The organism is Microvirga tunisiensis (assembly GCF_009296175.1).
Classification (GTDB): domain Bacteria; phylum Pseudomonadota; class Alphaproteobacteria; order Rhizobiales; family Beijerinckiaceae; genus Microvirga; species Microvirga tunisiensis.
Window position 1 is genome coordinate 21751 of sequence record NZ_VOSK01000021.1, and the last position, 23653, is coordinate 45403.

General features: G+C 65.3%; 26 protein-coding genes. 12 read left to right on the forward strand and 14 right to left on the reverse strand.

Going from position 1 to position 23653, the window contains the following annotated elements:
• Positions 1-277: 277 nt before the first annotated feature.
• Positions 278-1588, reverse strand: coding sequence for a tRNA uridine-5-carboxymethylaminomethyl(34) synthesis GTPase MnmE (mnmE, locus tag FS320_RS08745; RefSeq protein ID WP_152710890.1), 1311 nt, complete (start codon positions 1586-1588; stop codon positions 278-280).
• Between the two features lie 123 nt (positions 1589-1711).
• On the opposite strand from mnmE, the gene FS320_RS08750 reads away from it, so the two are divergent.
• Complete coding sequence (locus FS320_RS08750; RefSeq protein ID WP_192926265.1) at positions 1712-3742, forward strand: thioredoxin domain-containing protein; 2031 nt, start codon at positions 1712-1714, stop codon at positions 3740-3742.
• 235 nt (positions 3743-3977) lie between these two features.
• On the opposite strand, the gene FS320_RS08755 is transcribed toward FS320_RS08750, so the two are convergent.
• Positions 3978-4487 (reverse strand): Lrp/AsnC family transcriptional regulator, encoded by a 510-nt coding sequence (locus FS320_RS08755; RefSeq protein WP_152710894.1) that lies wholly within the window; start codon positions 4485-4487, stop codon positions 3978-3980.
• Between the two features lie 132 nt (positions 4488-4619).
• Between FS320_RS08755 and FS320_RS08760 the strand changes: the two genes are divergently transcribed.
• Complete coding sequence (locus FS320_RS08760; RefSeq protein WP_192926263.1) at positions 4620-5555, forward strand: DMT family transporter; 936 nt, start codon at positions 4620-4622, stop codon at positions 5553-5555.
• Between the two features lie 432 nt (positions 5556-5987).
• Here the strand turns inward: FS320_RS08760 and rho are convergent, their stop codons facing one another.
• The 4 genes from rho to hemE all read right to left on the reverse strand — a co-directional run bounded on the left by rho (position 5988) and on the right by hemE (position 9724).
• Complete coding sequence (rho, locus tag FS320_RS08765) at positions 5988-7253, reverse strand: transcription termination factor Rho (RefSeq protein ID WP_152710897.1); 1266 nt, start codon at positions 7251-7253, stop codon at positions 5988-5990.
• Between the two features lie 191 nt (positions 7254-7444).
• On the reverse strand, positions 7445-8191 hold the full coding sequence (locus tag FS320_RS08770; protein WP_152710899.1) for a hypothetical protein: 747 nt from the start codon (positions 8189-8191) through the stop codon (positions 7445-7447).
• A 68-nt stretch (positions 8192-8259) separates the two neighbouring features.
• Positions 8260-8685, reverse strand: coding sequence for a protoporphyrinogen oxidase HemJ (gene hemJ / locus FS320_RS08775; RefSeq protein WP_192926264.1), 426 nt, complete (start codon positions 8683-8685; stop codon positions 8260-8262).
• A 1-nt stretch (position 8686) separates the two neighbouring features.
• A complete protein-coding gene (gene hemE / locus FS320_RS08780) occupies positions 8687-9724 on the reverse strand; it encodes a uroporphyrinogen decarboxylase (RefSeq protein ID WP_162002892.1) in 1038 nt (345 codons plus the stop codon).
• Positions 9725-10105: 381 nt separating this feature from the next.
• Between hemE and FS320_RS08785 the strand changes: the two genes are divergently transcribed.
• From FS320_RS08785 to dnaQ, 5 genes are read left to right on the forward strand one after another with little or no spacing between them, the layout of a single operon-like run.
• Positions 10106-10936, forward strand: a complete 831-nt coding sequence (locus FS320_RS08785) for a pyruvate, phosphate dikinase/phosphoenolpyruvate synthase regulator (RefSeq protein WP_162002894.1) — start codon at positions 10106-10108, stop codon at positions 10934-10936.
• A 4-nt stretch (positions 10937-10940) separates the two neighbouring features.
• Positions 10941-11558 carry a Maf family protein gene (locus FS320_RS08790; RefSeq protein WP_152710902.1) on the forward strand — a complete coding sequence of 206 codons (618 nt, stop codon included), beginning with the start codon at positions 10941-10943 and terminating at the stop codon, positions 11556-11558.
• 13 nt (positions 11559-11571) lie between these two features.
• Positions 11572-12420, forward strand: a complete 849-nt coding sequence (locus FS320_RS08795) for a shikimate dehydrogenase (protein ID WP_152710904.1) — start codon at positions 11572-11574, stop codon at positions 12418-12420.
• The gene (gene coaE, locus FS320_RS08800; protein WP_152710906.1) at positions 12417-13037 is read left to right on the forward strand and encodes a dephospho-CoA kinase; all 621 of its coding nucleotides are present in this window, start codon (positions 12417-12419) and stop codon (positions 13035-13037) included. Before FS320_RS08795 ends, coaE begins: the two co-directional genes overlap by 4 nt.
• On the forward strand, positions 13037-13759 hold the full coding sequence (dnaQ, locus tag FS320_RS08805; protein ID WP_152710908.1) for a DNA polymerase III subunit epsilon: 723 nt from the start codon (positions 13037-13039) through the stop codon (positions 13757-13759). The genes coaE and dnaQ overlap by 1 nt, the downstream gene beginning before the upstream one ends.
• A 252-nt stretch (positions 13760-14011) precedes the next feature.
• Here dnaQ and secB read toward each other — a convergent pair whose 3' ends face one another.
• Complete coding sequence (gene secB / locus FS320_RS08810) at positions 14012-14491, reverse strand: protein-export chaperone SecB (protein ID WP_152710909.1); 480 nt, start codon at positions 14489-14491, stop codon at positions 14012-14014.
• A 262-nt stretch (positions 14492-14753) separates the two neighbouring features.
• Here secB and FS320_RS08815 point away from each other — a divergent pair, with 262 nt between their 5' ends.
• The 5 genes from FS320_RS08815 (at position 14754) to FS320_RS08835 (ending at position 18696) form a co-directional block, all read left to right on the forward strand.
• A complete protein-coding gene (locus FS320_RS08815) occupies positions 14754-15476 on the forward strand; it encodes a Tim44/TimA family putative adaptor protein (protein ID WP_152710946.1) in 723 nt (240 codons plus the stop codon).
• 50 nt (positions 15477-15526) lie between these two features.
• Entirely contained in the window at positions 15527-16642 is a 1116-nt protein-coding gene (mltA, locus tag FS320_RS08820) for a murein transglycosylase A (RefSeq protein WP_244627047.1), read from the forward strand.
• Entirely contained in the window at positions 16639-17208 is a 570-nt protein-coding gene (locus FS320_RS08825; protein WP_152710913.1) for a Smr/MutS family protein, read from the forward strand. The genes mltA and FS320_RS08825 overlap by 4 nt, the downstream gene beginning before the upstream one ends.
• Before the next feature lie 4 nt (positions 17209-17212).
• On the forward strand, positions 17213-17632 hold the full coding sequence (locus tag FS320_RS08830) for a helix-turn-helix domain-containing protein (protein WP_152710915.1): 420 nt from the start codon (positions 17213-17215) through the stop codon (positions 17630-17632).
• Between the two features lie 62 nt (positions 17633-17694).
• Positions 17695-18696, forward strand: a complete 1002-nt coding sequence (locus tag FS320_RS08835; protein ID WP_152710916.1) for an adenosine kinase — start codon at positions 17695-17697, stop codon at positions 18694-18696.
• A 199-nt stretch (positions 18697-18895) separates the two neighbouring features.
• Here FS320_RS08835 and FS320_RS08840 read toward each other — a convergent pair whose 3' ends face one another.
• The 7 genes from FS320_RS08840 to FS320_RS08870 form a co-directional block, all read right to left on the reverse strand.
• Positions 18896-19417, reverse strand: a complete 522-nt coding sequence (locus FS320_RS08840) for a YidH family protein (protein WP_152710918.1) — start codon at positions 19415-19417, stop codon at positions 18896-18898.
• A gap of 56 nt (positions 19418-19473) precedes the next feature.
• Positions 19474-20451: a type I pantothenate kinase gene (gene coaA / locus FS320_RS08845; protein WP_152710920.1), complete on the reverse strand. Its 978-nt coding sequence runs from the start codon at positions 20449-20451 to the stop codon at positions 19474-19476.
• Positions 20452-20472: 21 nt separating this feature from the next.
• The gene (locus tag FS320_RS08850; protein ID WP_152710922.1) at positions 20473-20793 is read right to left on the reverse strand and encodes a phosphoribosyl-ATP diphosphatase; all 321 of its coding nucleotides are present in this window, start codon (positions 20791-20793) and stop codon (positions 20473-20475) included.
• Between the two features lie 131 nt (positions 20794-20924).
• Entirely contained in the window at positions 20925-21707 is a 783-nt protein-coding gene (hisF, locus tag FS320_RS08855; RefSeq protein ID WP_152710924.1) for an imidazole glycerol phosphate synthase subunit HisF, read from the reverse strand.
• Positions 21707-22459: a 1-(5-phosphoribosyl)-5-[(5-phosphoribosylamino)methylideneamino]imidazole-4-carboxamide isomerase gene (hisA, locus tag FS320_RS08860; RefSeq protein WP_162002895.1), complete on the reverse strand. Its 753-nt coding sequence runs from the start codon at positions 22457-22459 to the stop codon at positions 21707-21709. The genes hisF and hisA overlap by 1 nt, the downstream gene beginning before the upstream one ends.
• The gene (gene hisH, locus FS320_RS08865) at positions 22447-23097 is read right to left on the reverse strand and encodes an imidazole glycerol phosphate synthase subunit HisH (RefSeq protein ID WP_162002896.1); all 651 of its coding nucleotides are present in this window, start codon (positions 23095-23097) and stop codon (positions 22447-22449) included. Before hisH ends, hisA begins: the two co-directional genes overlap by 13 nt.
• A complete protein-coding gene (locus FS320_RS08870) occupies positions 23094-23585 on the reverse strand; it encodes a DUF2628 domain-containing protein (protein WP_152710925.1) in 492 nt (163 codons plus the stop codon). The genes hisH and FS320_RS08870 overlap by 4 nt, the downstream gene beginning before the upstream one ends.
• Between the last annotated feature and the right edge of the window lie 68 nt (positions 23586-23653).

A 23653-nucleotide genomic window follows, 5' to 3' on the forward strand; every position in this document is an offset into this window, starting at 1 on the left:
CCTCATGGAACCGGTCCGACGCTCGCTTTCCAGCCGAACACATCGTCCGGCGCGGAAAACCGAAAACACTTTCTCGCGCGATAGGCTTGGATCTAAATCCCGACGGGACAGAGGTCAAAAGGGCAAAATGTTTCACGTGAAACATTTCGGGCCCGACCTCGCTTCTGCACATCCTGTTCACAGGCTGTACCCATCCGATTCAGCATTGTTCCACCGATTCGTGAACAGCCGAAAATCAACTCTCGCCGATTCGATTCAGGGTTACCGCAGGGACCGGTCATTTCCCGATGCAGAAGTTGGAGAACAGGCGGTCCAGCACATCCTCCACGTCGACCCGCCCGGTGATCTCGCCAATGGCACGCGCGGCAAGCCGCACCTCCTCAGCCGCCAGTTCGAGCGGTCCATGGCCGACGAGCATGGTCCGAGCCCGCTCCAGGGCCGCATGGGCGCGCTCCAGGGCCTTGCGGTGACGCTCGCGGGTGAGGATGGCATCACCCTGCCCCATCAGCGCCGAGGCCTCCTCCTCCAGACGGGCGATCAGCTCCGGCAACCCCTCCCCGGTCGCGGCCGCGATCGTCAGATCGCAATCGTGCGGGACCCGATTCAAATCCGACTTCGTGCCTACCCTCAGAAGACGTTGAGCCTGAGGTGGTTCACTCTCCTCGCCTTCCGGCGGCACGAGCCAAAGCACGAGATCCGCATCCTGCGCCCGGGCCCGGGCCCGGGAGACGCCCTCCTGCTCGATCATATCGCCGCTCTCCCGCAGGCCCGCCGTATCGACGATGATCACGGGTAGGCCGCCGAGATCGCAATGGACCTCGATCACGTCGCGGGTCGTGCCGGCAATCGGCGAGACGATCGCCACGTCCCGTCGGGCGAGTGCATTCAACAGGGTCGACTTGCCCGCATTGGGCGGGCCTGCCAGCACGACGGTCAGACCCTCGCGCAGGCGCTCGCCGCTGCGGTTCGCCATGGCCCGTCCGATCTCGCCCCGCACCCGGTCGATCATCTGAAGGATCTCCTGCTCCAGATCCTCCGGCACGTCGCCCTCGTCGGAGAAATCGAGGCTCGCTTCGAGCAGCGCCAGGACGTGCAGCACGCTCTCGCGCCAGTTCTCGGCGGCGTTCCCGAGCCGTCCGCCGAGCTGGCGCATGGCCTGCCGGCGCTGCGCCTCGGTCTCGGCATCGATGATATCGGCGAGGCCTTCGACCTGGGCGAGGTCCATGCGCCCGTTGAGAAAGGCGCGGCGGGTGAACTCGCCGGCTTCCGCCGGGCGGCAATTGTTGATGACGCCGAGGGCGCGCAGCACCGCGGCCCGGGTCGCCAGCCCGCCATGGATCTGGAGCTCGGCCTGATCCTCGCCGGTAAAGCTCCCCGGCCCCGGCATCCACAGGACGAGGGCCTGATCGAGGGGTTCGCCGGTCGTCGGGTGCTTCAGCGTCCGCACGACCGCGCGCCGGGGCTCGGGCTCCCTTCCCGTCATCCGCTCCAGCACGGTGCGGCTCTCCGGTCCGCTGATCCGGATCAGGCACACGGCGGCGCGGCCGTGACCGGAGGCAGTGGCGAAGATGGTGTCGTCCGAACGCATGAGGCTGAACCTCGTGAGGAGAAGAGGATTTAAGGTTGATGAAGTCTTAAAACCTGAAGCGCGGTCAGGATCGGTTCTGATCCGAATCGATCGAACTTGGAAGCCTTCGCCGGAGCAGACATGATGAACCGCCTGAAAGAGGCCAGTTCCCCCTACCTTCTGCAGCACAGGGACAATCCTGTCCATTGGTGGGAATGGGGTCCGGAAGCCCTGGCCGAGGCCAGGCGGCTCGACAAGCCGATCCTCATCTCCATCGGGTACGCCGCCTGTCACTGGTGCCATGTGATGGCCCATGAGAGCTTCGAAGACCCCGATGTGGCCGCGGTCATGAACGAGCTCTTCGTCAACATCAAGGTCGACCGCGAAGAACGGCCGGATGTGGACCATGTCTATATGAGCGCGCTCCACCTGCTGGGCGAGCCCGGCGGCTGGCCCCTCACCATGTTCCTGACACCCGAGGGCGAGCCGTTCTGGGGCGGCACCTACTTTCCGAAAGAGGCCCGCTTCGGCCGCCCCGGTTTCGTCGGCGTGCTGCGGGAGATCAGCCGCCTCTACCACGCGGAGCCCGAGCGCGTCCTCAAGAACCGGGATGCGCTCAAGCAGCACCAGACCGACCGGAGCGACGGCGGCACGCTAGGGCCCGACGATCTCGACCGCATGGGCCTGCGGCTCTCCGAACTCATCGATACAGAAAACGGCGGGCTGCAGGGCGCGCCGAAATTCCCCAACCCGCCCATCCTCGAATACCTCTATCGCTATGCTGGCCGCACCGGCGACCAGGAGGCGAAGAGGCGTTTCCTCCTGACCCTAGAGCGCATGGCCCTCGGGGGCATCCGCGACCATCTCGGCGGCGGCTTCGCGCGCTATTCCGTCGACGAGCGCTGGCTCGTGCCGCATTTCGAGAAGATGCTCTACGACAACGCGCAGCTCCTGGAACTCTATGCGCTTGGCTTTGCGGAAACCGGCCGCGCCCTGTTCCGGGATGCCGCGGAGGGTATCGTCACCTGGCTCGACCGGGAGATGACCACCCCCGAGGGCGCCTTCGCGTCGAGCCTCGATGCGGATTCGGAAGGCGAGGAAGGTCGCTTCTATGTCTGGAGCCTGGGCGAAATCCGCGACGTCCTGGGCGCGGAGGACGCGGCCTTCTTCGCGCGTGTCTACGACATCTCGGAGGAGGGAAACTGGGAAGGCACGAACATCCCGAACCGGCTCATTTCCGGTGAGGCTCCATCGGCCGTGGAAGAACGGCTCGCGACCATGCGCGAAAACCTTCTGGAGCAGCGGGCTTCGCGGGTCAGGCCCGGCCTCGACGACAAGGTGCTGGCGGATTGGAACGGGCTGATGATCGCGAGCCTCGTGCGCGCCTCTCCCCTCCTCGATCGACCCGAATGGATTGCGCTCGCAAGCCGAGCCTATCGTTTCGTGGCGGAATCGATGAGCCGCAACGGCTCTCTCGGCCATTCCTGGCGCGGCGGCGCGCTGATCTTCCCGGGCTTCGCCCTCGACCACAGCGCGATGATGCGGGCAGCGCTCGCCCTCTACGAGGTGACCTCTGAGCCCGCCTATCTCCGGGACGCGCAGATCTGGCGCGATGGGCTGCTCTCGGAATTCATGATCGAGGAGACCGGCTGCCTCGCCATGACCGCTCGGGGTGCAGACCCTCTGGTCGTCCGTCCCCAGCCAACCCATGACGACGCCGTGCCGAACGCCAACGGGGTCTTCGCCGAGGCTCTGGTCCGGCTCGCCCAGATCACCGAGACACAGGACGATCTTCAACGGGCCTCGGAGATCCTGAGCCAGCTCGTCGGCATCGCCCGCTCGGCGCCGCTGGGCCATACCTCGATCCTCAACGCTCTCGACCTGCACCTGCGCGGCCTGAGCATCCTCGTCACGGGAAACAACGCGCAGGACTTGTTCGAGACCGCCCTGCAGGTCCCCTATCCCGACCGCAGCGTCCGCCGGCTGCGCGAGGACGAGACCCTCGACGAAAATCATCCGGCCGGCGCCCTCGCCTCCTCGGGCATGGACGCACAAGCCCTCGTCTGCGCCAGCATGCGCTGCTCCCTGCCGGTCACGGAGGCCGACGGGCTGAAGGCGCAGGTCGCGGAGATGCTGATGCCGGTGCAAGGGCACGATCCCGCCAGCGGGCATTAGATCAAGTGTGAGAACTTTCTTCCCAATGTCATCACCGGCCTTGTGCTGGTGATCCCGATGCGAGTGGTACGGAGTTCTTCGAAGCCGGATGGCCTGGTCAAGCCCGGCCATGACGAGGAGGGTGTCAAACCCGGCCGGAGCGCAGCGAAGGGGAAGGGAATCCATAGCGCTGAGCGTGCGGCTGGATCCCCTTCCCGGTCCTGCGGACCGCCGGGGATGACAGCGGAGCGCTTACTCAGCAATCGGGCTCGCGTCTTTCGGCCTCGCGCTTGAGATGCGTCAGAGGCAGAACCGCGTCGGATTTCACCCGGGTGAGGGCGAAGTTGGAGCGAATGTCGCCGATCATCCGCAGGACCAGGAGCTTCTCCGTCAGGAATTTCTCATAGGCCTTGAGATTGGCCACCACGATCTCGGCGATGAAATCGGCCGTGCCGGACACCATGTGGCAGGCCACCACCTCCGGCATGGCGGCGAGCGCCTGCTGGAGCGCCTGCGCGTTGTCGCGGGAATGCTTCTCGACCTTGATCTCGACGAAGACCGTGAGGCTTAAGCCCACCGACTCTCGCTCGAGGACGGCCCGGTAGGTGCGGATGAAGCCGTCGCGCTCCAGGCGCCTGACCCGCCGCAGGCAGGGCGAGGGCGAGAGGCCGACCTGATCGGCCAGTTCCTGGTTGGTCAAGCGCCCGTCAGACTGAAGCGCATTCAGGATCCGCAGGTCGATGGCATCGAGATCGATAAAGGGCATGGCTGCGCGAACCCCGCTTTCACGCAATTTTCTGCCAAGAATGCGCAACCTTCAAGCCGAACTTCGCAAGGACGTGCCCTGGCCTGAAAGCCTATGCTCAGGGTTGCTCAGGGTTGCTCACGGAGGCTTGCCATGTCCGATCTTGCTTATCCCCCGTCTCAGGCTCAGACCCGCCCTGCCCTGACCGGCTGGCTCGCGGCGCTCGCCACCGTCACGATCTGGGCCGTCTGGGCCGTCGCGACCCGCCATGCGGTAACGCATGATCTGCCCCCGGCCGCAATCGGCCTGTTGCGGTTCGGAGTCCCTGCCCTGCTGCTGATCCCGATCAGCTGGCGGACCGGCCTGTTTCCGAAAGGGCTCGGTTTCCGGAAAGGCCTCGGGCTTCTCGGGTCCGGTGCGCCATTCTTCCTCATCGTCGCGCTCGGCATGCAGTTCGCCCCGGCGGCCGAAATCGGTCCGCTGTTGCCGGGCACCATGCCGCTCTTCGTGGCGCTGATCGGCTGGCTCGTCTTCGGCGAGCGGCTCGGGCGATTCAGGATCGCGGGCTTCGCCCTGATCCTCATCGGCGTCGCCTGCATCGGCGGCTATGGCCTGCTGTTCGCCGGCAACGGCGCCTGGCGCGGACATGTTCTGCTTTTGAGCGGCGCCTGCTTGTGGGGGATCTACACCCACGCCTATCGCCGCAGCGGATTGTCCGCCCTTCAGGCCGCCGCCCTGATCGGATTGTGGTCCTTCCTCATCCTTCTGCCCTTCGGCGCCCCGTCACTGGTGCGTGCGCTCGGCGACGGATTGGCCGGACCCGTGATCCTGCAGGCTGTCGTGCAGGGATTTTTCTCGGGCGTCGCGGGCGTCGTTCTCTACGGACTCGCGGTCGACCGTCTCGGCGCCTCGCGCGCAGCCGCCGTCTCGCCCCTGTCGATCGTGATGGCGGCTGTGATCGCCGTTCCCGTCCTCGACGAGATCCCGGATCGCGCAGCATTGATCGGGATAACATTGGCGACGTTCGGCGTTGTGCTGGCAAGCGGCGTCTTCAGCCGGTCTGCGTCGAAGGGATCGACGAGGACCTGAGGACGCCCACGTTGGACAGGGCGCAGGAGCGACGATGTTCTTTTTCTTCTCGAACCGGCTGGGCTGCGCAGGCTCGCTCCTGATCTCCGCCGTCCTGACCGTGATCGTGCTGGCGCTCATGGGTGTGTTCTGACGTCGGGAGAAGTCAGCGCGTCCTTCCGGAAACGACACCGTCTCTGTCACGCGCTTTCCCGCCATGGCCGGCCCAGCGCCGGCCGTACCGATCCGAAAAAGCGTCGCATCTCTCCCAATCGGGATCACCGGGACAAGCCCGATGATGACGAGGGAAGCCAATCTCCGACTTCATCGTCATGAGCCGCAAAGCGGCTGTCTCAAAGGAGGGTCCAGACTGCGCAGGAAACGACGCCAAATGAAAAGCCCCACCCTCCAAGTCGGAGGATGGGGCCCATTGTCGGATACGGAATTTCCGGATCAGGTGTTCATCGAATCGAAGAAGTCGCCGTTCGATTTGGTCTGGCGCAGCTTGTCGAGCAGGAACTCGATGGCGTCGACGGTGCCCATTGGGTTGAGGATGCGGCGCAGCACGTACATCTTCTTGAGCGTGTCGCTCGGCACCAGCAGCTCTTCCTTGCGGGTACCGGAGCGGGTAATGTCGATCGCCGGGAAGGTGCGCTTGTCGGCGACCTTGCGGTCCAGAATGATTTCCGAGTTGCCGGTGCCCTTGAACTCTTCGAAGATCACCTCGTCCATGCGCGAGCCCGTGTCGATGAGCGCGGTCGCGATGATGGTGAGCGAACCGCCCTCCTCGATGTTGCGCGCCGCACCGAAAAAGCGCTTCGGGCGCTGCAGGGCGTTGGCGTCGACACCGCCGGTGAGCACCTTGCCGGAGGACGGCACCACCGTGTTGTAGGCACGTCCCAGGCGGGTGATCGAGTCGAGCAGGATGACCACGTCGCGGCCGTGCTCCACGAGGCGCTTGGCCTTCTCGATCACCATTTCGGCCACCTGCACGTGACGGGTCGCCGGCTCGTCGAAGGTGGAGGCCACGACCTCGCCCTTCACGGAGCGCTGCATGTCGGTCACTTCCTCCGGCCGCTCGTCGATGAGCAGCACGATGAGGTAGCACTCGGGATGGTTGGTGGTGATCGACTGCGCCACGTTCTGCATCAGCACGGTCTTGCCGGTGCGCGGCGGCGCGACGATGAGCGCGCGCTGGCCTTTGCCGATGGGCGAGACGATGTCGATGATGCGCGGCGAGAAGTCTTTTCGCGTGGGATCAGCGATCTCGAGATTGAAGCGCTCGTGCGGGAAGAGCGGCGTCAGGTTGTCGAAATGAACCTTGTGCCGGATCTTCTCCGGATCCTCGAAATTGATCGTGTTGACCTTGAGCAGCGCAAAATAGCGCTCGCCTTCCTTGGGGCCGCGGATCGGGCCGTCCACCGTGTCGCCGGTGCGCAGGCCGAACTTCCGGATCTGCGAGGGCGAGACATAAATGTCGTCGGGACCGGGCAGATAGTTCGAATCGGCCGAGCGCAGGAAGCCGAAGCCGTCCTGCAGTACCTCGACGACGCCGGCGCCGATGATTTCCACCTCGCGCGCCGCCAGCTGCTTGAGGATGGCGAACATGAGCTCCTGCTTGCGCATGGTGCTCGCATTCTCGACCTCGAGCTCTTCGGCGAAGGTGATGAGTTCAGTGGCGGATTTGGATTTCAGGTCTTGAAGTTTGATTTCCCTCATCGGGGAACACTCTCGGGGTAAAATCGCGGGCAGATGGGCTGTACGCGGAGGAGATTAAGGGAAACGTCGACAGGGCCGCTCAGTTCACGAGGGTGACTTGAGAGAGCCCTGAGGGCCCCTGCGGCGCACCTGTCTTTGAGGAAGAGGATTCTTATTTAGCCCTATTCGGGCCAAGGCTCAAGACCTCGCGTTCAAAAATGCGAAGAGGTTTTCAGGGCCTGCCCTGGCGGTGCCAGATTCTGAGATCGCCCACGGCCTCGAAACCGTTCCGGCACGCCACCGCGAGATCCGATCCCGTCTCGTAGCCAACGGGAGGCAGCCCGGGAAACCGGTTCGAAGCGAGCGTCGTCAATCCCTGCCAAACCTGATCGACAGCGTCTGCCGGGCCGAAGACGTTGGAGAGACCGACAACCCCGGCATCCCCGATTCAGGATGCCCCCGCCCACGATCACGCCGTCCCATAGGAGCGAGGCAAAGACGATATTGGGGTCGCTCAGAAGCTCCGGCCTGAACGGTCGCGCATCCGATCCCGTCTCGGGACCGGCCCACGCCCGCTCCCAGGCCGTCAGCTCCGTCTCGCTCGCGACGATCGCAAGATCATCCGGACCGATGTTCCCGGCAGGGGATTCGAGGAAAAGCCATTGCGCATCGAACAATACCTCGAAGCCCAGACAGGACAGCTCCAACCGGTTGAAGCTGTCCTTGATGGCCCAGCCGCGCTGGTGATCCGACGCGACCAGGGCAGTCACCACATCGACGAGGTCGGCTTCCGCCGCAGCATCGGCAAGCGTCACCGCATCCGGATAAAACCGGGGGGTGCCGTGCCGGTTGAACCAGAGGCTCGCCTGAAACTCACCCGGTCCGCCATTCACGCGGCAGACGGCATCGCACCAGAGAGCATTGTTGCGGGCAGCCTGTACGACGGGATCGTTCTTCATCGAAGCGGCCCATGAGGCTGAGATCAGAGAGGCTGAGATCAGAGAGGCTGAGATCAGAGAGGCTGAGATCAGAACGGCTTCACGATCACCAGGATCACGATGCCGATCATGAGGATCGTCGGGACCTCGTTGATCATTCGGTAGAACTTCGCCGGGCGCGTGTTCTTGTCGGCGGCGAAATCCTTCACGGTCTTCGACAGGAACCCGTGCACGCCGGACAGGATGAGCACCAGGAGCACCTTCGCGTGCAGCCAGCCGGAGGTGTACCAGCCGCCCTGCCAGACCAGGATCAGGCCGAGGATCCAGGTAAGTCCCATGGCCGGGTTGATGATCGCCTTGAGCAGGCGACGCTCCATGATCTTGAACGTCTCGGACTGGATCGAGCCCTTCGGCACGTCGCTGTGATAGACGAAGAGACGCGGCAGATAGAGCATGCCGGCCATCCACGCGATGATGGCGATCACGTGGAACGCCTTGATCCAAAGATACAACATGTCATGCCCCCCGCACGTGAGCGATCAGCTGCTCGACGTGCTCGACCGGTGTCTCCGGCAGGATGCCGTGCCCGAGATTGAAGATGTGCGGGCGTCCGCGCACCGCCTTCAGGATATGATCGGTCCCCCTGGTCAGCGCCTCGCCTCCGGCGATCAGCGCCAGCGGATCCAGATTGCCCTGGGTCGCCACATGAGCGGGAAGACCCGGCAGCACGTTCACGGGATCGAGCGTCCAGTCGAGGGCAAGCCCGTCGCCGATGCCGGCGGCCGCGAAGCGGTGGAGATGCGCACCGCCGCCGCGCACGAAGACGATGACCTTCGCCTGCGGCCGCGCGCTTTTGAGGCCTTCGACCATCCTGCGGATCGGGTTCAGCGACAACCGGTCGAAGAGCGCAGGCGGCAGGGCCGACCCGAAGCTCTCGAAGATCTGCACCGCTTCGGCACCCGCGTCGATCTGGCGGATGAGATAGGCCGCCGAGGCCCGCACCAGCCGGTCGATCAGCGCATCCATGAAAACCGGGTCGCGATAGGCGGTGAGCCGGGCCGGCGCCTGGTCGGGCGTGCCCTTGCCGGCGATCATGTAGCTCGCCACGGTCCAGGGCGCGCCGCAGAAGCCGAGAAGGGTCGTCTCCTTCGGCAGAGACCGGCTCAGGCGGTCCAGGGTTTCGAAGACCGGTTCGAGCCGCTCCAGCGGCAGCTCGTCGGTGAGCCGCGCAAGATCCGCCTGCGAGGTGACTGGATCGAGCTTGGGCCCCTCGTTTTCGACGAAGCGCACGTCCTGGCCGAGCGCATGGGGGATGACCAGGATGTCGGAGAACAGGATCGAGGCATCGAAGCCGAAGCGGCGGATCGGCTGGAGCGTCACCTCCTCGGCAAGCTTCGGATTGTAGCAGAGATCGAGGAAAGAGCCGGCCTGCTTCCGGGTCTCGCGGTATTCCGGCAGATAACGGCCGGCCTGGCGCATGATCCAGATCGGCAATGGCCAGACCGGTTCGCCGTTCAGCACGCGCAAAATCGCTTTGGTGGGACGCTCGCTCACAGGCCCTCTCTAATAAAATAGAATCTTTGAATCTTAGAATCTGATGTTTCTCTTGGGCCGTGAATCACGAAGCCGCAACCCCGTCCACAGACGGTCCACACCGGGTCGGCCGTTAACGGTTCATTAACGGCTGGGGCGGGCCCGCCACAATCCTTTCCGAATTGTTAAACCTTAACAGCCCGTTAACGAACCTTAACCAAATTTGAATCGAAAACTTTTGGGTGATTCGTGCCGGATTCTCCCAATTCGACATTTTAAGAGTCGCACAACAGGCAGCCTTGTTGATGGATTGAGACGAATCCCACAGGCCCTTGTGCTGGACCTCTTGAAGCAAGCGATCTATCCACATTGATCGACTCCTTGTCCGCAGAGAGACCGATCGTGGGACGCAGCTATTTTCATCTCCATCTCGTCTCGGATTCGACGGGCGAAACGCTCATCACCGTCGCCCGCGCGGTGGTCGCGCAATATGAGGGCGTGGCCGCTATCGAGCATGTCTATCCGCTCGTGCGCTCCAACACCCAGCTCGAGCGCGTGCTCAGCGAGATCGAAAACGCACCGGGCATCGTGCTCTATACCCTGGTGGAGCAGGATCTGGCACAGCGGCTCGAGGAGGTCTGCCGCAACACGGGCTCGCCGCATCTCTCCGTGCTCGAACCGGTGCACGCCCTGCTCTCCTCCTATCTCGGCACCCATTCGACCGCCCGGCCCGGCGCGCAGCACATGCTGAACGCGGAATATTTCAAGCGCATCGATGCGATGAACTTCACGCTTCTCCATGACGACGGGCACCTGCCGCACGATCTCGACGAGGCGGACGTGATCCTGGTGGGCGTGAGCCGCACCTCGAAGACGCCGACTGCCATCTATCTCGCCAATCGCGGCCTGAAAACGGCGAATATTCCTCTCGTTCCCGGCGTGCCGCCGCCGGCCGTCCTGGGGACGGCCCGGAAAGCGCTGATCGTCGGCCTCGTCGCGACGCCGGAGCGCATCGTGCAGATCCGGCAGAACCGTCTCCTCAGTCTCAAGGCCGATGACGACACCTCTTACGTGGATCGCGACGCGGTGGCGGAGGAACTTGCAGCCTCCAGGCGGCTTTTCGCCCGCAACGGCTGGCCGGTGATCGACGTGACCCGCCGTTCCATCGAGGAGACGGCGGCGGCGATCATCGACCTCTATCGCGACCATCGTCTGCGCTTCATCGCGGAATAAGTTCATGCCGGCGCTCTGGACCCATTCCGAAAAGCTGCTTCTCGCCTCGCTGAGCGCGACCCGGCTCACGCTGCTGGTGAGCGCGGGTCTTCCCGTCGAGACGCAGAATTCGAGCATCGACGAGCGGGCCGTCGAAGAGGCGGCCGCCCATGAGGGGCTCGACCCGCCGACGCTTGCCGGACGCTTGGCGGCGGAGAAGGCACTCGCCGTCAGCCGTCGCCATCCGGAACGGGTCGTTCTCGGCGCCGATCAGGTGCTCGAATGCGAAGGCGAGGTGTTTCACAAGCCTGTCGACGGTGCGGCGGCACGGGCGCAGCTGATGCGGCTGTCCGGACGGCGCCACGCCTTGCATTCGGCCGGTGCCCTCGCCATCGGCGGGCAGGTGGTCGAGCATTTCCTAGGAAGCGCCCATCTCACCATGCGGCCTTTGACCGAGGAAGCGGTCGACCTCTATCTCGACCTTGCCGGGCCCGATGTGCTGAAAAGCGTCGGCGTTTACCAGCTCGAAGGGTTCGGGGTTCATCTCTTCGAGACGGTCGAGGGGGATCATTCGACCATTCTGGGGCTCCCTCTCCTCCCGCTTCTCGCCGCCCTGCGCCGCCTCGGCTGCTTGGCTCTTTAAGGACTGTCTCTTCATGGCGAAGGCCTTCGTCGTCGGCCATCCGATCAAGCATTCCCGCTCGCCCCTGATCCACGGGTATTGGCTGAAGCAATACGGGCTCGATGGAAGTTACGAGCGCATCGAAGTCGCTCCTGTGAATTTCGGGGATTTCCTGAAGAGCTTCCCCACCCGGGGCTTCGCCGGCGGCAACGTCACCATCCCGCATAAGGAGATGGCCTTCCTGGGCGTCGATCGTCGCACAGAGCAGGCGGAGCGCGTGGGAGCCGTGAACACCCTCTGGATCGAGGACGGCGTGCTCTGGGGCGACAACACCGATGTCACCGGCTTCATGGCCCATCTCGATGCGAGCCTGGGGACGGGCTGGGAACAGGATGTGGAAACGGTTCTCGTGCTCGGGGCCGGCGGAGCCGCCCGCGCCGTGGTGGCAGGTCTCCAGAACCGGCCTTGCAAGCGCATCTTCGTGGCGAACCGCACCCTGTCGAAGGCCGACGACCTGGTCCGCGATCTCAGGCGGGGCAGCCCTGTCGGTCTGGAGACCTCGGCGTGGGAGGCCCTCGGGCGGGTGATCCCCCATGCCCAGCTCATCGTCAACACCACGTCGCTCGGCATGGCCGGCCAGCCGCCGCTTACCCTCGATCTGGCCAAAGCGCCGCGCAACGCCGTCGTCGCGGACATCGTCTATGTTCCGCTCGAGACTCCCCTCCTCGCGGCCGCGGCCGCGCATAACCTGAGAACCGTCGACGGGCTCGGCATGCTGCTGCATCAGGCGGTGCCGGGCTTCCGGCGCTGGTTCGGCGTGACGCCGGAGGTGACGCCCGAATTGCGGGCGTTGATTCTCGCCGATATCGAGGCCCAAAGATGACCTTCGTGCTCGGCCTCACCGGCTCCATCGGCATGGGAAAATCGGCTACCGCCGATCTCTTCCGCCGGCTCGGCGTTCCGGTCCACGATGCCGACGCCACCGTGCACAGGCTCTACCGCGGCCGCGCCGCGCCGCTGATCGAAAAAGCCTTTCCGGGCACGGCCACGGACGGAGTCGTCGACCGGGCACGCCTGGGCGCTGCCGTTCTCGACAGCCAGGAGCGCATGCAGCAGTTGGAGGCGATCGTGCATCCGCTCGTGCGGGAGGAGGAGGAAAGCTTTCTCAAGAGACTCGCGGCCCTGGCGCCGGTGGCCGTGCTGGACATCCCGCTCCTGTTCGAGACCGGCGGCGAGACGCGCTGCGATGCGGTTCTCGTCGTCACCGCGCCTGCGGCTGTGCAGCGCGACCGGGTGCTCGCCCGTCCGGGCATGACGGAGGCGAAATTTCATGCCATCCTGGACAGGCAGATGAGGGACGAGGACAAGCGCACCCGGGCTCATTTCCTGGTCGATACAAGCCGCGGCTTTTCTTCCGCCGAGGCGCAGGTCAAATCGATTCTCGCCTGTCTCGCCGGCCGGCCGGGCCGACGCCGCCATTTTAATGAAGAGTTTTCGTGATGTTGCGTGAAATCGTTCTGGATACCGAAACCACCGGCACCGACCACGCCAAGGGCGACCGGGTGATCGAAATCGGCTGCGTCGAGCTTCTCAATCACATCCCCACGGGCAAGAGCTATCACGTCTACATCAACCCGGAATGTCCGGTCTCGCCCGGCGCCTTCGCGGTGCACGGGCTCTCCGACGAGTTTCTCAAGGACAAGCCCGTCTTCGCAGCCATCGCGGACGAGTTCGCCGAGTTCGTCCGCGATGCGCGGCTCGTCATCCACAACGCCGCCTTCGACATCGGCTTCCTCAATGCGGAATTCGCCCGCACCGGGCACACGCGGTTCAACCTTCCGGACGCGGTCGACACGCTCTCGATGGCCCGGCGCAAGCATCCGGGTGCGGCGAACAACCTCGATGCGCTCTGCACGCGCTACGGGATCGACAATTCCAGGCGCACCAAGCACGGGGCGCTCCTCGACGCCGAAATCCTCGCCGAGGTCTATATCGAGCTGATCGGCGGCCAGCAGGTCGGCTTCGACCTGTCGCTGCGGCCCGCCGCACGGGGCCGCGCGGCAGCGCGGGGCCAGATCGCGGCACAAGACGCCCGTCCGCGCACCCTGATCTCGCGGCTGACCGAAGCCGAGCGCGCGGCGCACGAAGCCTTCATCCAGTCGCTGGGACCCAACACCCTCTGGCGCGAATATCTCGGCGAGACGACGCCCGAGGCGTCTTAAAGACCATCATCCCGCAGCCTCATCTGAGGAGCGCAGCCGTCCTGAACCTCTCTCCCGTCATGACCGGGCTTGTCCCGGCCATCCCGATTCTGAACAGCGCTGCGTCTCACAAATCGGGATCACCGGCACAGGGCCGGTGATGACGTGGAGGGTGAATGGCCGGCCAGTCTCTGAAGAGGTCTGCGCGCATAAAAAATCGGACGAAACGCTCCCCGCTTCGCCCGATTGGAAAACGCGAATTCGGCCGACCGTTTACGACAGCGTCTGGCCGCCGTTCGGCTGATTCTGCACTTCGGCGGCGCGCTGGCGGTAGAGGGCCACGAAATCGATCGGGTCGATGTAGAGAGGCGGGAAGCCGCCGTTGCGCACCGCATCGGCCACCATCTGGCGGGCGAAGGGGAAGAGCAGGCGCGGGCACTCGATCATCACCACCGGGTGCAGCTGGTCCTGCGGGATGTTCTGGATGCGGAACACGCCCGAATAGGTCAGCTCGAAGGCGAACAGCACGTCCTTGCCGCCGATCTTGGCATCGCCCTCGAGGGTGAGGTCGACCTCGAAATCGGCCTCGGCGAGCTGCTTGGCATTCACATTGACCTGCAGGTTGATCTGCGGGCCTTCCGATTGCTGCTGCAGGGAGCGGGGGGCGTTGGGGTTCTCGAAGGAGAAATCCTTGCAGTACTGCGCAAGGGCGTTGAGCGCGGGCGCTCCGTTGGTTGCCGGGTTCTCGGCCATGGGTTCATGCTCCCTTAAGGGTGTCTTGTCGGGCCCGGACGAAACACGTCGTCAGGCAAAGCGCCGGCTCGCTTCGGGCCATGGATCTTCGCGCTATCAGCTTCTCCTACACGAAGCAAGATTTGAGCCGACTCATTCGCTTGTCGGGGGCAAAGGTGGATGTTACGACCTCAAGACCCCATATGCGAAGGATGACACCTTCGCCTCCTTGACACAACGCCCGGCGAAACCCGGGCGCGGGCAGGCTCACAACGGATCGACGATGCAGGATTCCTTCGACATCACGACCCTCATATTTATTGGACTCGCCGTTTTCGTGATCTGGCGTTTGCGCTCCGTTCTGGGGCAGAAGACTGGCAGCGAGCAGCCGCCTTTCGACCCGATGTCGCGCCGCGATGCGCCTCTTCGTCCCGGCAATGCGCCGGCCGAGCCGGATCACAATGTGGTGCGCCTGCCCGGCGCCAATGGCACCCGTCCCGCCGCCGAGGTCCCGTCGGCCGAGCGTTGGAAGGGCATCGCCGAGCCCGGGTCGCCCATGGCCCAGGCCCTCGACGGCATTGCCCGTGCCGAGCCGAACTTCAACCCCGCCGAGTTCCTGGAAGGCGCCAAATCCGCCTATGAGATGATCGTCACCGCCTTCGCGCAGGGTGACCGCAAGACCCTCAAGGATCTCCTCGCCAAGGAGGTCTATGAAGGCTTCGAGAGGGCGATCACCGAGCGCGAGCGCCGGGGGGAGACGGTGGAAACCACCTTCGTTTCCATCGATAAGTCCGAGATGGCCGGAGCCGAGCTCCAGAACAAGACGGCCCAGATCGTGGTGCGCTTCCATTCGAAGCTGATCACCGCGACCCGCGATGCCTCCGGCAGCGTGGTCGATGGCAGCCCCGAGACCGTGGCCGACGTCACCGATGTGTGGACCTTCGCCCGCGCGCTCGGCAGCCGCGATCCCAATTGGCAGCTCGTGGCGACCGAAGCGGGGCAATGAGGCATGCCGGACAGGCCCTCCTCGCTTGTCTCATTCCTTGGATGCTGAGCATGTCCGCCGAAGCGGCATCGGCGCTGAAGGATCAGGCGCGCCTCGAGCCCCTGCCCTTCCAGGACCTTGCCGGCTGGGAGACCGACGATCACGCCGCTGCCTTCCAGGCCTTTCTGCGCTCCTGCCGCGCTCTCGACGCCAGCGCCGCCGAGCTCCGCCCGGCCCAGGCGCCTCGAGGAGACCTCCTGGCCGCTTGCCGCAAAGCCTTGAAGACGCCTCGACTCGGCAGGAGTGAAGCCCGGCGCTTCTTCGAGACGCATTTTCAGCCCGTTGCCGTCATTCCCCATTCCGGCAACGGCTTTCTCACCGGCTATTACGAGCCCGAATTCCAGGGCTCGCGCACGCCCGACACCACCTATCGCGTCCCCCTGCTCGACCGGCCTTCGGATCTCGTCACCATCCCGCAGGGAGAAGCCCTGCCCGGCCTCGAAAAGGGGCTCCAAGCCGCCCGGCGCGCCAAGAACGGCTACGAGCCCTATCCCGACCGCGCCGCCATTGAGAACGGAGCCTTAGGGAGGCTCGCCAAGCCCATCGTGTATCTGCGCGAGCCGGGCGAAGCCTTCATCATCCATGTCCAGGGCTCGGCCCGCATCCGCCTCGATGACGGGTCGGTGATGCGGGTGGCCTATGCCGGCCGCAACGGTCGGCCTTACACCTCCATCGGACGCCTCCTGGTGCAGCGGGGCGAGATGGATCTGGAGACCATGACGCTCGAAAAGCTCATGGGCTGGCTGAAGGATCATCCGGAACCGGCCAGGGCCCTGATGCGGCAGAACCAATCCTACATCTTCTTCCGCGAAGCGAGCGAGCTCGCCCCCGAGGATGGACCCATCGGCGGTGCGGGCACCCCGCTCGTGCCCGGCCGGAGCCTCGCGGTGGATCGCTCCCTTTGGGCCTATGGCCTGCCTGTCTGGCTCGACGGGTATTTGCCGCTGACGCTCGACAAGACCGAGCCCCTGCGGCGGCTGATGATCGCGCAGGATACGGGCTCGGCCATCGTCGGCCCGGCGCGGGGCGATTTCTTCTTCGGCGGCGGCGAGGAGGCGGGGCGCCGGGCCGGCCTCCTGCGTCATGCCGTGCGCTTCGTGGTTCTGCAGCCCAAACCCCGTTCATGACCAAGAAAAGCCGTACCCGCCAGCTCAGCTCAGAGGAGAAGCGGCTCTGGTCCCATGTGGCCAGGCACGTGAAGCCCATGAAGGGCAAGCCCCTGCCGCCCGAGCCGGAACCCGAGGACAAGCCCGCCACGGCCCCTGCCCCGAAGATTGCTGCACTCGCGCCCGTTCTGCCCCCGCTCCCGCCCCAGACGAAACCGGCCGTGCCCCCGCTCGCTCCCGTGGAGCGCAAGACGCTCCAGGCCCTCCGGCGCGGCCGCAAGGATGTGGACAGCGTCATCGACCTACACGGGATGCGCCAGGAGGAGGCCCATTTCGCTCTCCTGCATTTCCTTCATCGGGCGCAAAGCTCCGGCCACGGGCTCGTTCTGATCATCACCGGCAAGGGCGGCGCGGCCGCCGGCAGCGGCATGTTCGAGGAACGCGGGGTTCTCAGGCGCATGGTGCCGCACTGGCTGCGCCTGCCCGATCTCCGCTCCCTGGTGATCGGCTTCGAGGAAGCCTCTCCCCAGCATGGCGGATCCGGTGCACTCTATGTCAGGCTCCGCCGCCGGCGGGGTGCGGGATAAGCAGATGACCCCCTTCGGCGAACGGGTACGGCAGCTGCGCAGCGAGCGCGGGCGGATGTTGAAGGACATGGCCGCGCATCTGGGCGTCTCGAGCGCTTACCTCTCGGCGCTCGAGCGCGGCGAGCGCGGCAAACCCACCTGGGCTCTGATCCAGGGGGTCCTGCAGTATTTTCACATCATCTGGGACGAGGCCGACGAGCTCGCTCGCCTTGCGGACTTTTCCGATCCGAAAGTGAAAATCGATACGGCCAACACCGATCCCGTGGCGACCCTTTTCGCAAACCGTCTGGCGCGGGAGATCCGCGGACTCACGTCCGAGGAACTCCACCAGATGATCGCCGTCCTCGATCAGGCTCAGGAGCGGGAGCGCAAGGCTGCTTGTGCCATTCCAGGCGACGCCCAGGCTCCTGTCTCACCCCGGTGAGAGCTTGACCTCCCTCACCATGGATGCGAAAGCGCCCCGTCTTTCCCCAACCGTGGTGGCTCATGTCCCAGACCCGCATCGACGTTCTCACCCTCGGCAACGCCATCGTTGACGTGCTCGCCCATACGGACGAGGCCTTCCTCATCCAGAAGAAGGTCCACAAGGGCGCCATGCAGCTCATCGACGAGGCCCGCGCCGAGGAGCTTTACGGCGACATGGGCCCGGCGATCATCGTGTCGGGCGGCTCGGGCGCCAACACGGCGGCGGGCGTCGCCTCCTTCGGGGTCAAGGCGGGCTTCATCGGCAAGGTGAAGAACGACGAGACCGGCAAGCTCTTCGCCCATGATCTCAAGGCGATCGATGTGCATTACGACGTGACGCTCGCCGAGGATGGTCCCGCCACCGCCCGCAGCTTCATCCTGGTGACGCCGGACGGCGAGCGCACCATGAACACCTATCTCGGCGCCTGCCAGAACCTGACCCCCGACGACGTGAACCCGGACACGGTGCGCGCCTCGAGCATCGTCTATCTCGAAGGCTATCTCTGGGATCCGCCGGCCGCCAAGGAGGCCTTCCGCAAGGCCGTGAAGATCGCCCACGAGGCCGGCAACAAGGTGGCCCTGACTCTCTCCGATGCCTTCTGCGTCGACCGCTATCGCGACGAGTTCCTGGGGCTGATGCGCGACGGCAGCCTCGACATTCTCTTCGCCAATATCCACGAATTGCAGAGCCTCTACGGCACGTCCGACGCCGACACCGCATTGGCTGCGTTGCGCGAGGAAAACGTGCTCGGCGCGATCACCCGCTCGGCCGAGGGCGCGTTGATCGTCAGCCGCGGCGAGACCAAGGCCGTGCCGGCCTTCCCCGTGGAGCGCGTGGTCGACACCACGGGCGCCGGCGACCTCTTCGCCTCGGGCTTCCTCGCCGGCCTCGTTAACAACCTGGACCTCACCGACTGCGCTCGCCTCGGTGGCCTGGCCGCCGCCGAGATCATCAGCCATCTCGGCGCCCGCCCGCAGGCGAACCTCAAGGAGCTGGCGCAGCAGGAAGGGCTGCTCTCGTAAGGATCGCCCTCCCCGTCATGGCCGGCCCTGTGCCGGCCATCCACCTCTTGAATCCATCAAGTCTCGCTCTGTCCTCATCCTGAGGAGGATTGCGTGAGCAATCCGTCTCGAAGGAGCTTCCAGTGCTCTCTGGATCCTCCTTCGAGACGCAGACCGCGTCTGCTCCTCAGGATGAGGTGAGAGCTTGTGGCAAAAGGGTCTAACCCCTTCCCGTCTGCCCGAACCACAGTCCGAACAAAGCCGCGAGCGAGACGAGCGCCAGGAAGCCGTTGAACATCACCAGGAGGAACGGCGGAATGCGCTGCACGTCCGGATGCGGCGGTTGCGATCCCGTAAAGATCTGACGCCAGACGGCGGAGGCGAAGCAGAAGGCGCTGAACAGGATCAGGACCGAGCCGGTGGAGAGGATCATCCAGTCCGGCACGACGCCCTCCAAAAGCTTCTTCGCGCCGATGCCGGACGCGAGCGACGCCAGTCCCGTTCGCACCCAGGCCGCGTAGGTGCGCTCGGCCGCGAAAACCGTCCGGTTGGCCGCGAGTTCCGTGCGCCGGTCGGCGCTGTCCTTCATCTGCACGCTGGCGGTTGCGGTCGTCTTGGCGGCGGCCTGCGTGTGTTCGGCCGCCTCTTGCGTCTGCTCGGCGGCCTCCTGGCTCTGGGTTGCCGCTTCCTTCGCGTGCTCGGCGCTTTGCTTGAGTTTTTCGTCGACCGGCTGCGTCGCCATGCATCCTCCGCTCATCTGGAGGCACAACGCTCAAGGTTATGAAAAGGTCAGCGCCGTCAAAGCCGTCGCAGCGCCACCGTCTCGATCCGGTGGCTCGGGCCCTTCTTCAGGATCAGGCTCGCGCGCTGGCGGGTCGGAACGATGTTTTCCTGCAGGTTCACCAGGTTGATGCGGTTCCACAAGCCGTCGGCGATGTTGATGGCCTCGTCCTCGCGCAGTTCCGCATAGCGCCGGAAATAGGACAGCGGATCGCGGAAGGCGGTGTGGCGCAGGCGCAGGAACCGGTTCACGTACCAGCGGTGCAGGTCGTCCTCGTCAGCGTCGATATAGACCGAGAAGTCGAAGAAGTCCGACACGAAGGGAATGGCCGTGCCGTCCTTGGGCATGCGTGCGGGCTGGAGCACGTTGAGCCCTTCGACGATCAGGATGTCCGGCCGGTCGACCATCGTCTCCTCGCCGGGCACCACGTCATAGACCAGGTGGGAATAGAGCGGCGCCTTCACGTTGCGCTTGCCTGCCTTGATGTCGGCGAGGAAGTGCAGGAGCTTCCCTGTGTCGTAGCTTTCCGGAAAGCCCTTGCGCTCCATCAATCCGAGCCGCGTCAGCTCCGCATTGGGCAGGAGGAAGCCGTCGGTGGTGACGAGGTCGACCTTCGGGGTGTTGGGCCAGCGGGCCAGGAGTGCCTTGAGCACGCGGGCCGTGGTGGACTTGCCGACCGCGACCGAGCCCGCCACGCCGATGATGTAGGGTACTTTCTCCTGATGCTCCGCGAGGAGGAAGCGTTGGGTCGCCTTGAACAGCCCTTGCGTGGCCGCGACGTAGAGGGACAGAAGGCGCGAGAGCGGCAGGTAGATCGCCGCCACCTCGTCGATGGAGATTGGATCGTTGAGGGATTGCAGCCGCATCACCTCGTCGACGGTCAGCGTCATCGGCGCGTCGGCGCGGAGGCGGGCCCATTCGTCACGGGGGAATGTGCGGTAGGGCGAGAGGCCGTCATCGTCCTCGTCGGCGGACATCAGGTTGGGCTGGTCCATGCGAACCACCTCTTTTCCATGTTAGGTCTTGCGCGCGGCCTTCTCCGCAAGACCCGACTGCGCCGTGCGGCGCTCCAGTTCGGCCATGACGTCACTTAGCGGAATGTTTGCGCCCTGCAACACGACCAAAAGATGATACAGCACATCCGCCGCTTCCGCCGTGAGGTTCTGCCGGTCGCCCTCGACGGCCGCGATGGCGGCCTCCACCGCCTCCTCGCCCAGCTTCTTGGCCGCCTTGGCCGGTCCGCCGGCGATGAGCTTGGCCGTATAGGATTCGGTGGCCGGCGCCGCCGCGCGCTCGGCCACGATGCGGGCGAGGTCGTCGAGGGTGAAGGAGGTCATGTCGCTTTCACTGTCATTCCCGGCCGGAGCGTAGCGGAGGAGAAGGGAATCCATCCTCCGTGCTTAATCGTAGATCCCTTTCCCGGCCTTTCGGGCCGCCGGGGATGACACTCGGTCCTTATTCTCTGTTCTCAGGCCGCCTTGTCCAGCCGCATCTTCAAGCCCTTGTCGGCCATGTAGCCCTTGGCCTCGCCGATCGTGTGCGTGCCGAAGTGGAAGATCGAGGCGGCGAGCACGGCGCTGGCATGGCCCTTCTCGACGCCGTCGACCAGGTGATCGAGATTGCCGACGCCGCCGGACGCGATGACGGGCACGGAGACGGCATCCGCGATGGCGCGCACGAGAGCGAGATCGTAGCCGCCCTTGGTGCCGTCCCGGTCCATGGAGGTGACCAGAAGCTCCCCTGCCCCCCGTTCAGCGACCTGTCTGGCGAACGCGATGGCGTCGATGCCCGTGGCGTTGCGCCCGCCGTGGGTGAAGATCTCCCAGCGCGGAGCCTCGCCCTCCTCCGACACCTTCTTGGCGTCGATGGCCACGACGATGCATTGGTTGCCGAATTTTTCCGCGGCCTCGCGCACGAAATCCGGGTTTTTCACCGCCGCCGTGTTGATCGAGACCTTGTCGGCCCCGGCGAGCAGAAGCTTGCGGATGTCCTCCACGGTGCGAACGCCGCCGCCGACGGTGAGCGGCATGAAGCAGGCCTCCGCCGTGCGCTGCACCACGTCGAGCAGGATCCCCCTCGCCTCGTGGCTTGCCGTGATGTCGAGGAAGCAGAGCTCGTCGGCCCCGGCCGCATCGTAGGCCTTTGCCGCTTCGACCGGATCGCCCGCATCGACGAGATCGACGAACTGCACGCCCTTCACGACGCGCCCGTCCTTCACGTCCAGGCAGGGAATGAGACGCACTTTGAGCATCAGGCAGGTTCCTTGCGCACGGAGCGGAGCAGCGCCAGCGCCTCTTCCGGGTCGATGCGCCCGTCATAGAGGGCACGGCCGGAGATGGCACCGTTGAGGACGCTGCAATCGGGCCTCGTGAGGCGCTCGATATCGGCCATGGAGGCAAGGCCGCCCGAGGCGATGACCGGGATCGAGACGGTGCGGGCCAAGCCTAAGGTCATCGGGAAGTTGAGGCCTTTCAGGATGCCGTCGCGGGCGATGTCCGTGTAGATGATGGCGGCGACGCCCGCATCCTCGAAGCGGCGCCCGAGCTCTTCCGCCGACAGGGTCGATGTCTGGGCCCAACCCTCGACGGCGACCAGCCCGTCCTTGGCGTCGATGCCGACGGCGATCTTGCCCGGATGGAGCCGGGCAACTTCCCGCACGAAGGCAGGATCGCGCACGGCGGCCGTGCCGATGATGACGCGGGACACGCCCTTCCCGAGCCAGCCCTCCACGGTCTTCATGTCGCGGATGCCGCCGCCGAGCTGCACGGGGATCGTGACCCGCGTCAGGATGTTCTCGACGGCAGCGGCATTCATCGGCTTGCCGGCGAAGGCTCCGTCGAGATCGACCACATGCAGCCACTCGAAGCCCTGAGCCTCGAAGGTGGCGGCCTGGTCGGCCGGGTCGTCGTTGAACACGGTCGCCTGGTCCATGTCGCCTTGAATGAGGCGGACGCAGCGGCCCTCTTTGAGATCGATTGCGGGGTAGAGGATCACGGGCGCCACCTCAAGAAATTGGCGATGAGCTTGAGGCCGAGCGCCTGGCTCTTTTCGGGATGAAACTGGGTGCCGACGAGATTGTCCCGTCCGACGACGGCCGTGACCGGGCCGCCGTAATCGGCGGTTGCGACCACGTCGTCCGGGCTGGCGGGCGAGAGCGCATAGGAATGCACGAAATAGGCGTGCAGCCCGTCCGGCCCGGTCGGAATGCCGTCGAGCAGCGGGTGCGGCTTCGCCAGCGTCAGAGTGTTCCAGCCCATATGCGGGATCTTCAGGTGAGGATCGCTCGGCCGGATGGGCTTCACGTCGCCCTGGATCCAGTCGAGGCCGTAGCTCGTGGTGTGCTCGAGACCCCGTGTCGCCATGAGCTGCATGCCGACGCAGATGCCGAAGAACGGACGCTTGTCCTCATGGACGCGCCGCTGCAGCACCTCCACCATGCCGGGTACGGCATCGAGGCCGCGGCGGCAATCGGCGAAGGCGCCGACGCCCGGCAGCACGATCCGGTCGGCCCTGGCGACGAGGCTCGGGTCGGACGAGACGGCAATGGAGAGGTCGAGCTCCGCCTCGCGCGCCGCCCGCTCGAAGGCCTTGGCGGCGGAGTGCAGGTTGCCGGACCCGTAATCGATGATGACGACGCTCACCGGGGACGCTCCGCATCGGGAAAGAGGCCGATCACCGGCTCGGGCCTCCGGGGGGTGGACAGAACGGCTGACGGCGCCGGGTTGCGGGGCAGGGCGGACGGCTTGGCCTCGAGCCAGCGGGCGAAGGCCCTGGCCTCCGCCTCGTCCTGGTCTTCCGCCGTGACCGCGTCGACCATGGGCAGGCCGCGGCGCGCCAGGGTCCAGCGCCGGAGGCTGTTGGCCTCAAGCCCGATCAGGGCCTGCAGCAGAGCTTGAGCGATGGAGCCGGCGAGGGGATGCACGTCCAGCACGGCCATGAGGCCGCCGAAGGCGAAGACGACGATCAGCACGCCGATCCCGGCGAGCCAGAGCCGGTGGTAGAAGAACCAGAGGAAGGTGAAGAAGAAGGCCCCCCAGGAGAAGGCATCCTTCACGAGCTCGGATTCGTCCAGAGCTGTCGGATCGCCCGGCCGCGCATCGCGCGGAAGGTGCAGGGTATAGGTGGTCATGGCGACGTTTCCTCAAGCCCCGTCCGGTGAGGTGACGACAAGTGTCTCGCCGGACAAGGCGTTCTCTT

Excerpts from the sequence above, each read along its gene's own strand:
- mnmE (WP_152710890.1), bottom strand. The coding sequence starts at position 1,588 with ATGCGTTCGGACGACACCATCTTCGCCACTGCCTCCGGTCACGGCCGC.
- FS320_RS08750 (WP_192926265.1), top strand. The coding sequence starts at position 1,712 with ATGAACCGCCTGAAAGAGGCCAGTTCCCCCTACCTTCTGCAGCACAGG.
- FS320_RS08755 (WP_152710894.1), bottom strand. The coding sequence starts at position 4,487 with ATGCCCTTTATCGATCTCGATGCCATCGACCTGCGGATCCTGAATGCG.
- FS320_RS08760 (WP_192926263.1), top strand. The coding sequence starts at position 4,620 with ATGTCCGATCTTGCTTATCCCCCGTCTCAGGCTCAGACCCGCCCTGCC.
- rho (WP_152710897.1), bottom strand. The coding sequence starts at position 7,253 with ATGAGGGAAATCAAACTTCAAGACCTGAAATCCAAATCCGCCACTGAA.
- FS320_RS08770 (WP_152710899.1), bottom strand. The coding sequence starts at position 8,191 with ATGAAGAACGATCCCGTCGTACAGGCTGCCCGCAACAATGCTCTCTGG.
- hemJ (WP_192926264.1), bottom strand. The coding sequence starts at position 8,685 with ATGTTGTATCTTTGGATCAAGGCGTTCCACGTGATCGCCATCATCGCG.
- FS320_RS08790 (WP_152710902.1), top strand. The coding sequence starts at position 10,941 with ATGCCGGCGCTCTGGACCCATTCCGAAAAGCTGCTTCTCGCCTCGCTG.
- FS320_RS08795 (WP_152710904.1), top strand. The coding sequence starts at position 11,572 with ATGGCGAAGGCCTTCGTCGTCGGCCATCCGATCAAGCATTCCCGCTCG.
- coaE (WP_152710906.1), top strand. The coding sequence starts at position 12,417 with ATGACCTTCGTGCTCGGCCTCACCGGCTCCATCGGCATGGGAAAATCG.
- dnaQ (WP_152710908.1), top strand. The coding sequence starts at position 13,037 with ATGTTGCGTGAAATCGTTCTGGATACCGAAACCACCGGCACCGACCAC.
- secB (WP_152710909.1), bottom strand. The coding sequence starts at position 14,491 with ATGGCCGAGAACCCGGCAACCAACGGAGCGCCCGCGCTCAACGCCCTT.
- FS320_RS08815 (WP_152710946.1), top strand. The coding sequence starts at position 14,754 with ATGCAGGATTCCTTCGACATCACGACCCTCATATTTATTGGACTCGCC.
- mltA (WP_244627047.1), top strand. The coding sequence starts at position 15,527 with ATGTCCGCCGAAGCGGCATCGGCGCTGAAGGATCAGGCGCGCCTCGAG.
- FS320_RS08825 (WP_152710913.1), top strand. The coding sequence starts at position 16,639 with ATGACCAAGAAAAGCCGTACCCGCCAGCTCAGCTCAGAGGAGAAGCGG.
- FS320_RS08830 (WP_152710915.1), top strand. The coding sequence starts at position 17,213 with ATGACCCCCTTCGGCGAACGGGTACGGCAGCTGCGCAGCGAGCGCGGG.
- FS320_RS08835 (WP_152710916.1), top strand. The coding sequence starts at position 17,695 with ATGTCCCAGACCCGCATCGACGTTCTCACCCTCGGCAACGCCATCGTT.
- FS320_RS08840 (WP_152710918.1), bottom strand. The coding sequence starts at position 19,417 with ATGGCGACGCAGCCGGTCGACGAAAAACTCAAGCAAAGCGCCGAGCAC.
- coaA (WP_152710920.1), bottom strand. The coding sequence starts at position 20,451 with ATGGACCAGCCCAACCTGATGTCCGCCGACGAGGACGATGACGGCCTC.
- FS320_RS08850 (WP_152710922.1), bottom strand. The coding sequence starts at position 20,793 with ATGACCTCCTTCACCCTCGACGACCTCGCCCGCATCGTGGCCGAGCGC.
- hisF (WP_152710924.1), bottom strand. The coding sequence starts at position 21,707 with ATGCTCAAAGTGCGTCTCATTCCCTGCCTGGACGTGAAGGACGGGCGC.
- FS320_RS08870 (WP_152710925.1), bottom strand. The coding sequence starts at position 23,585 with ATGACCACCTATACCCTGCACCTTCCGCGCGATGCGCGGCCGGGCGAT.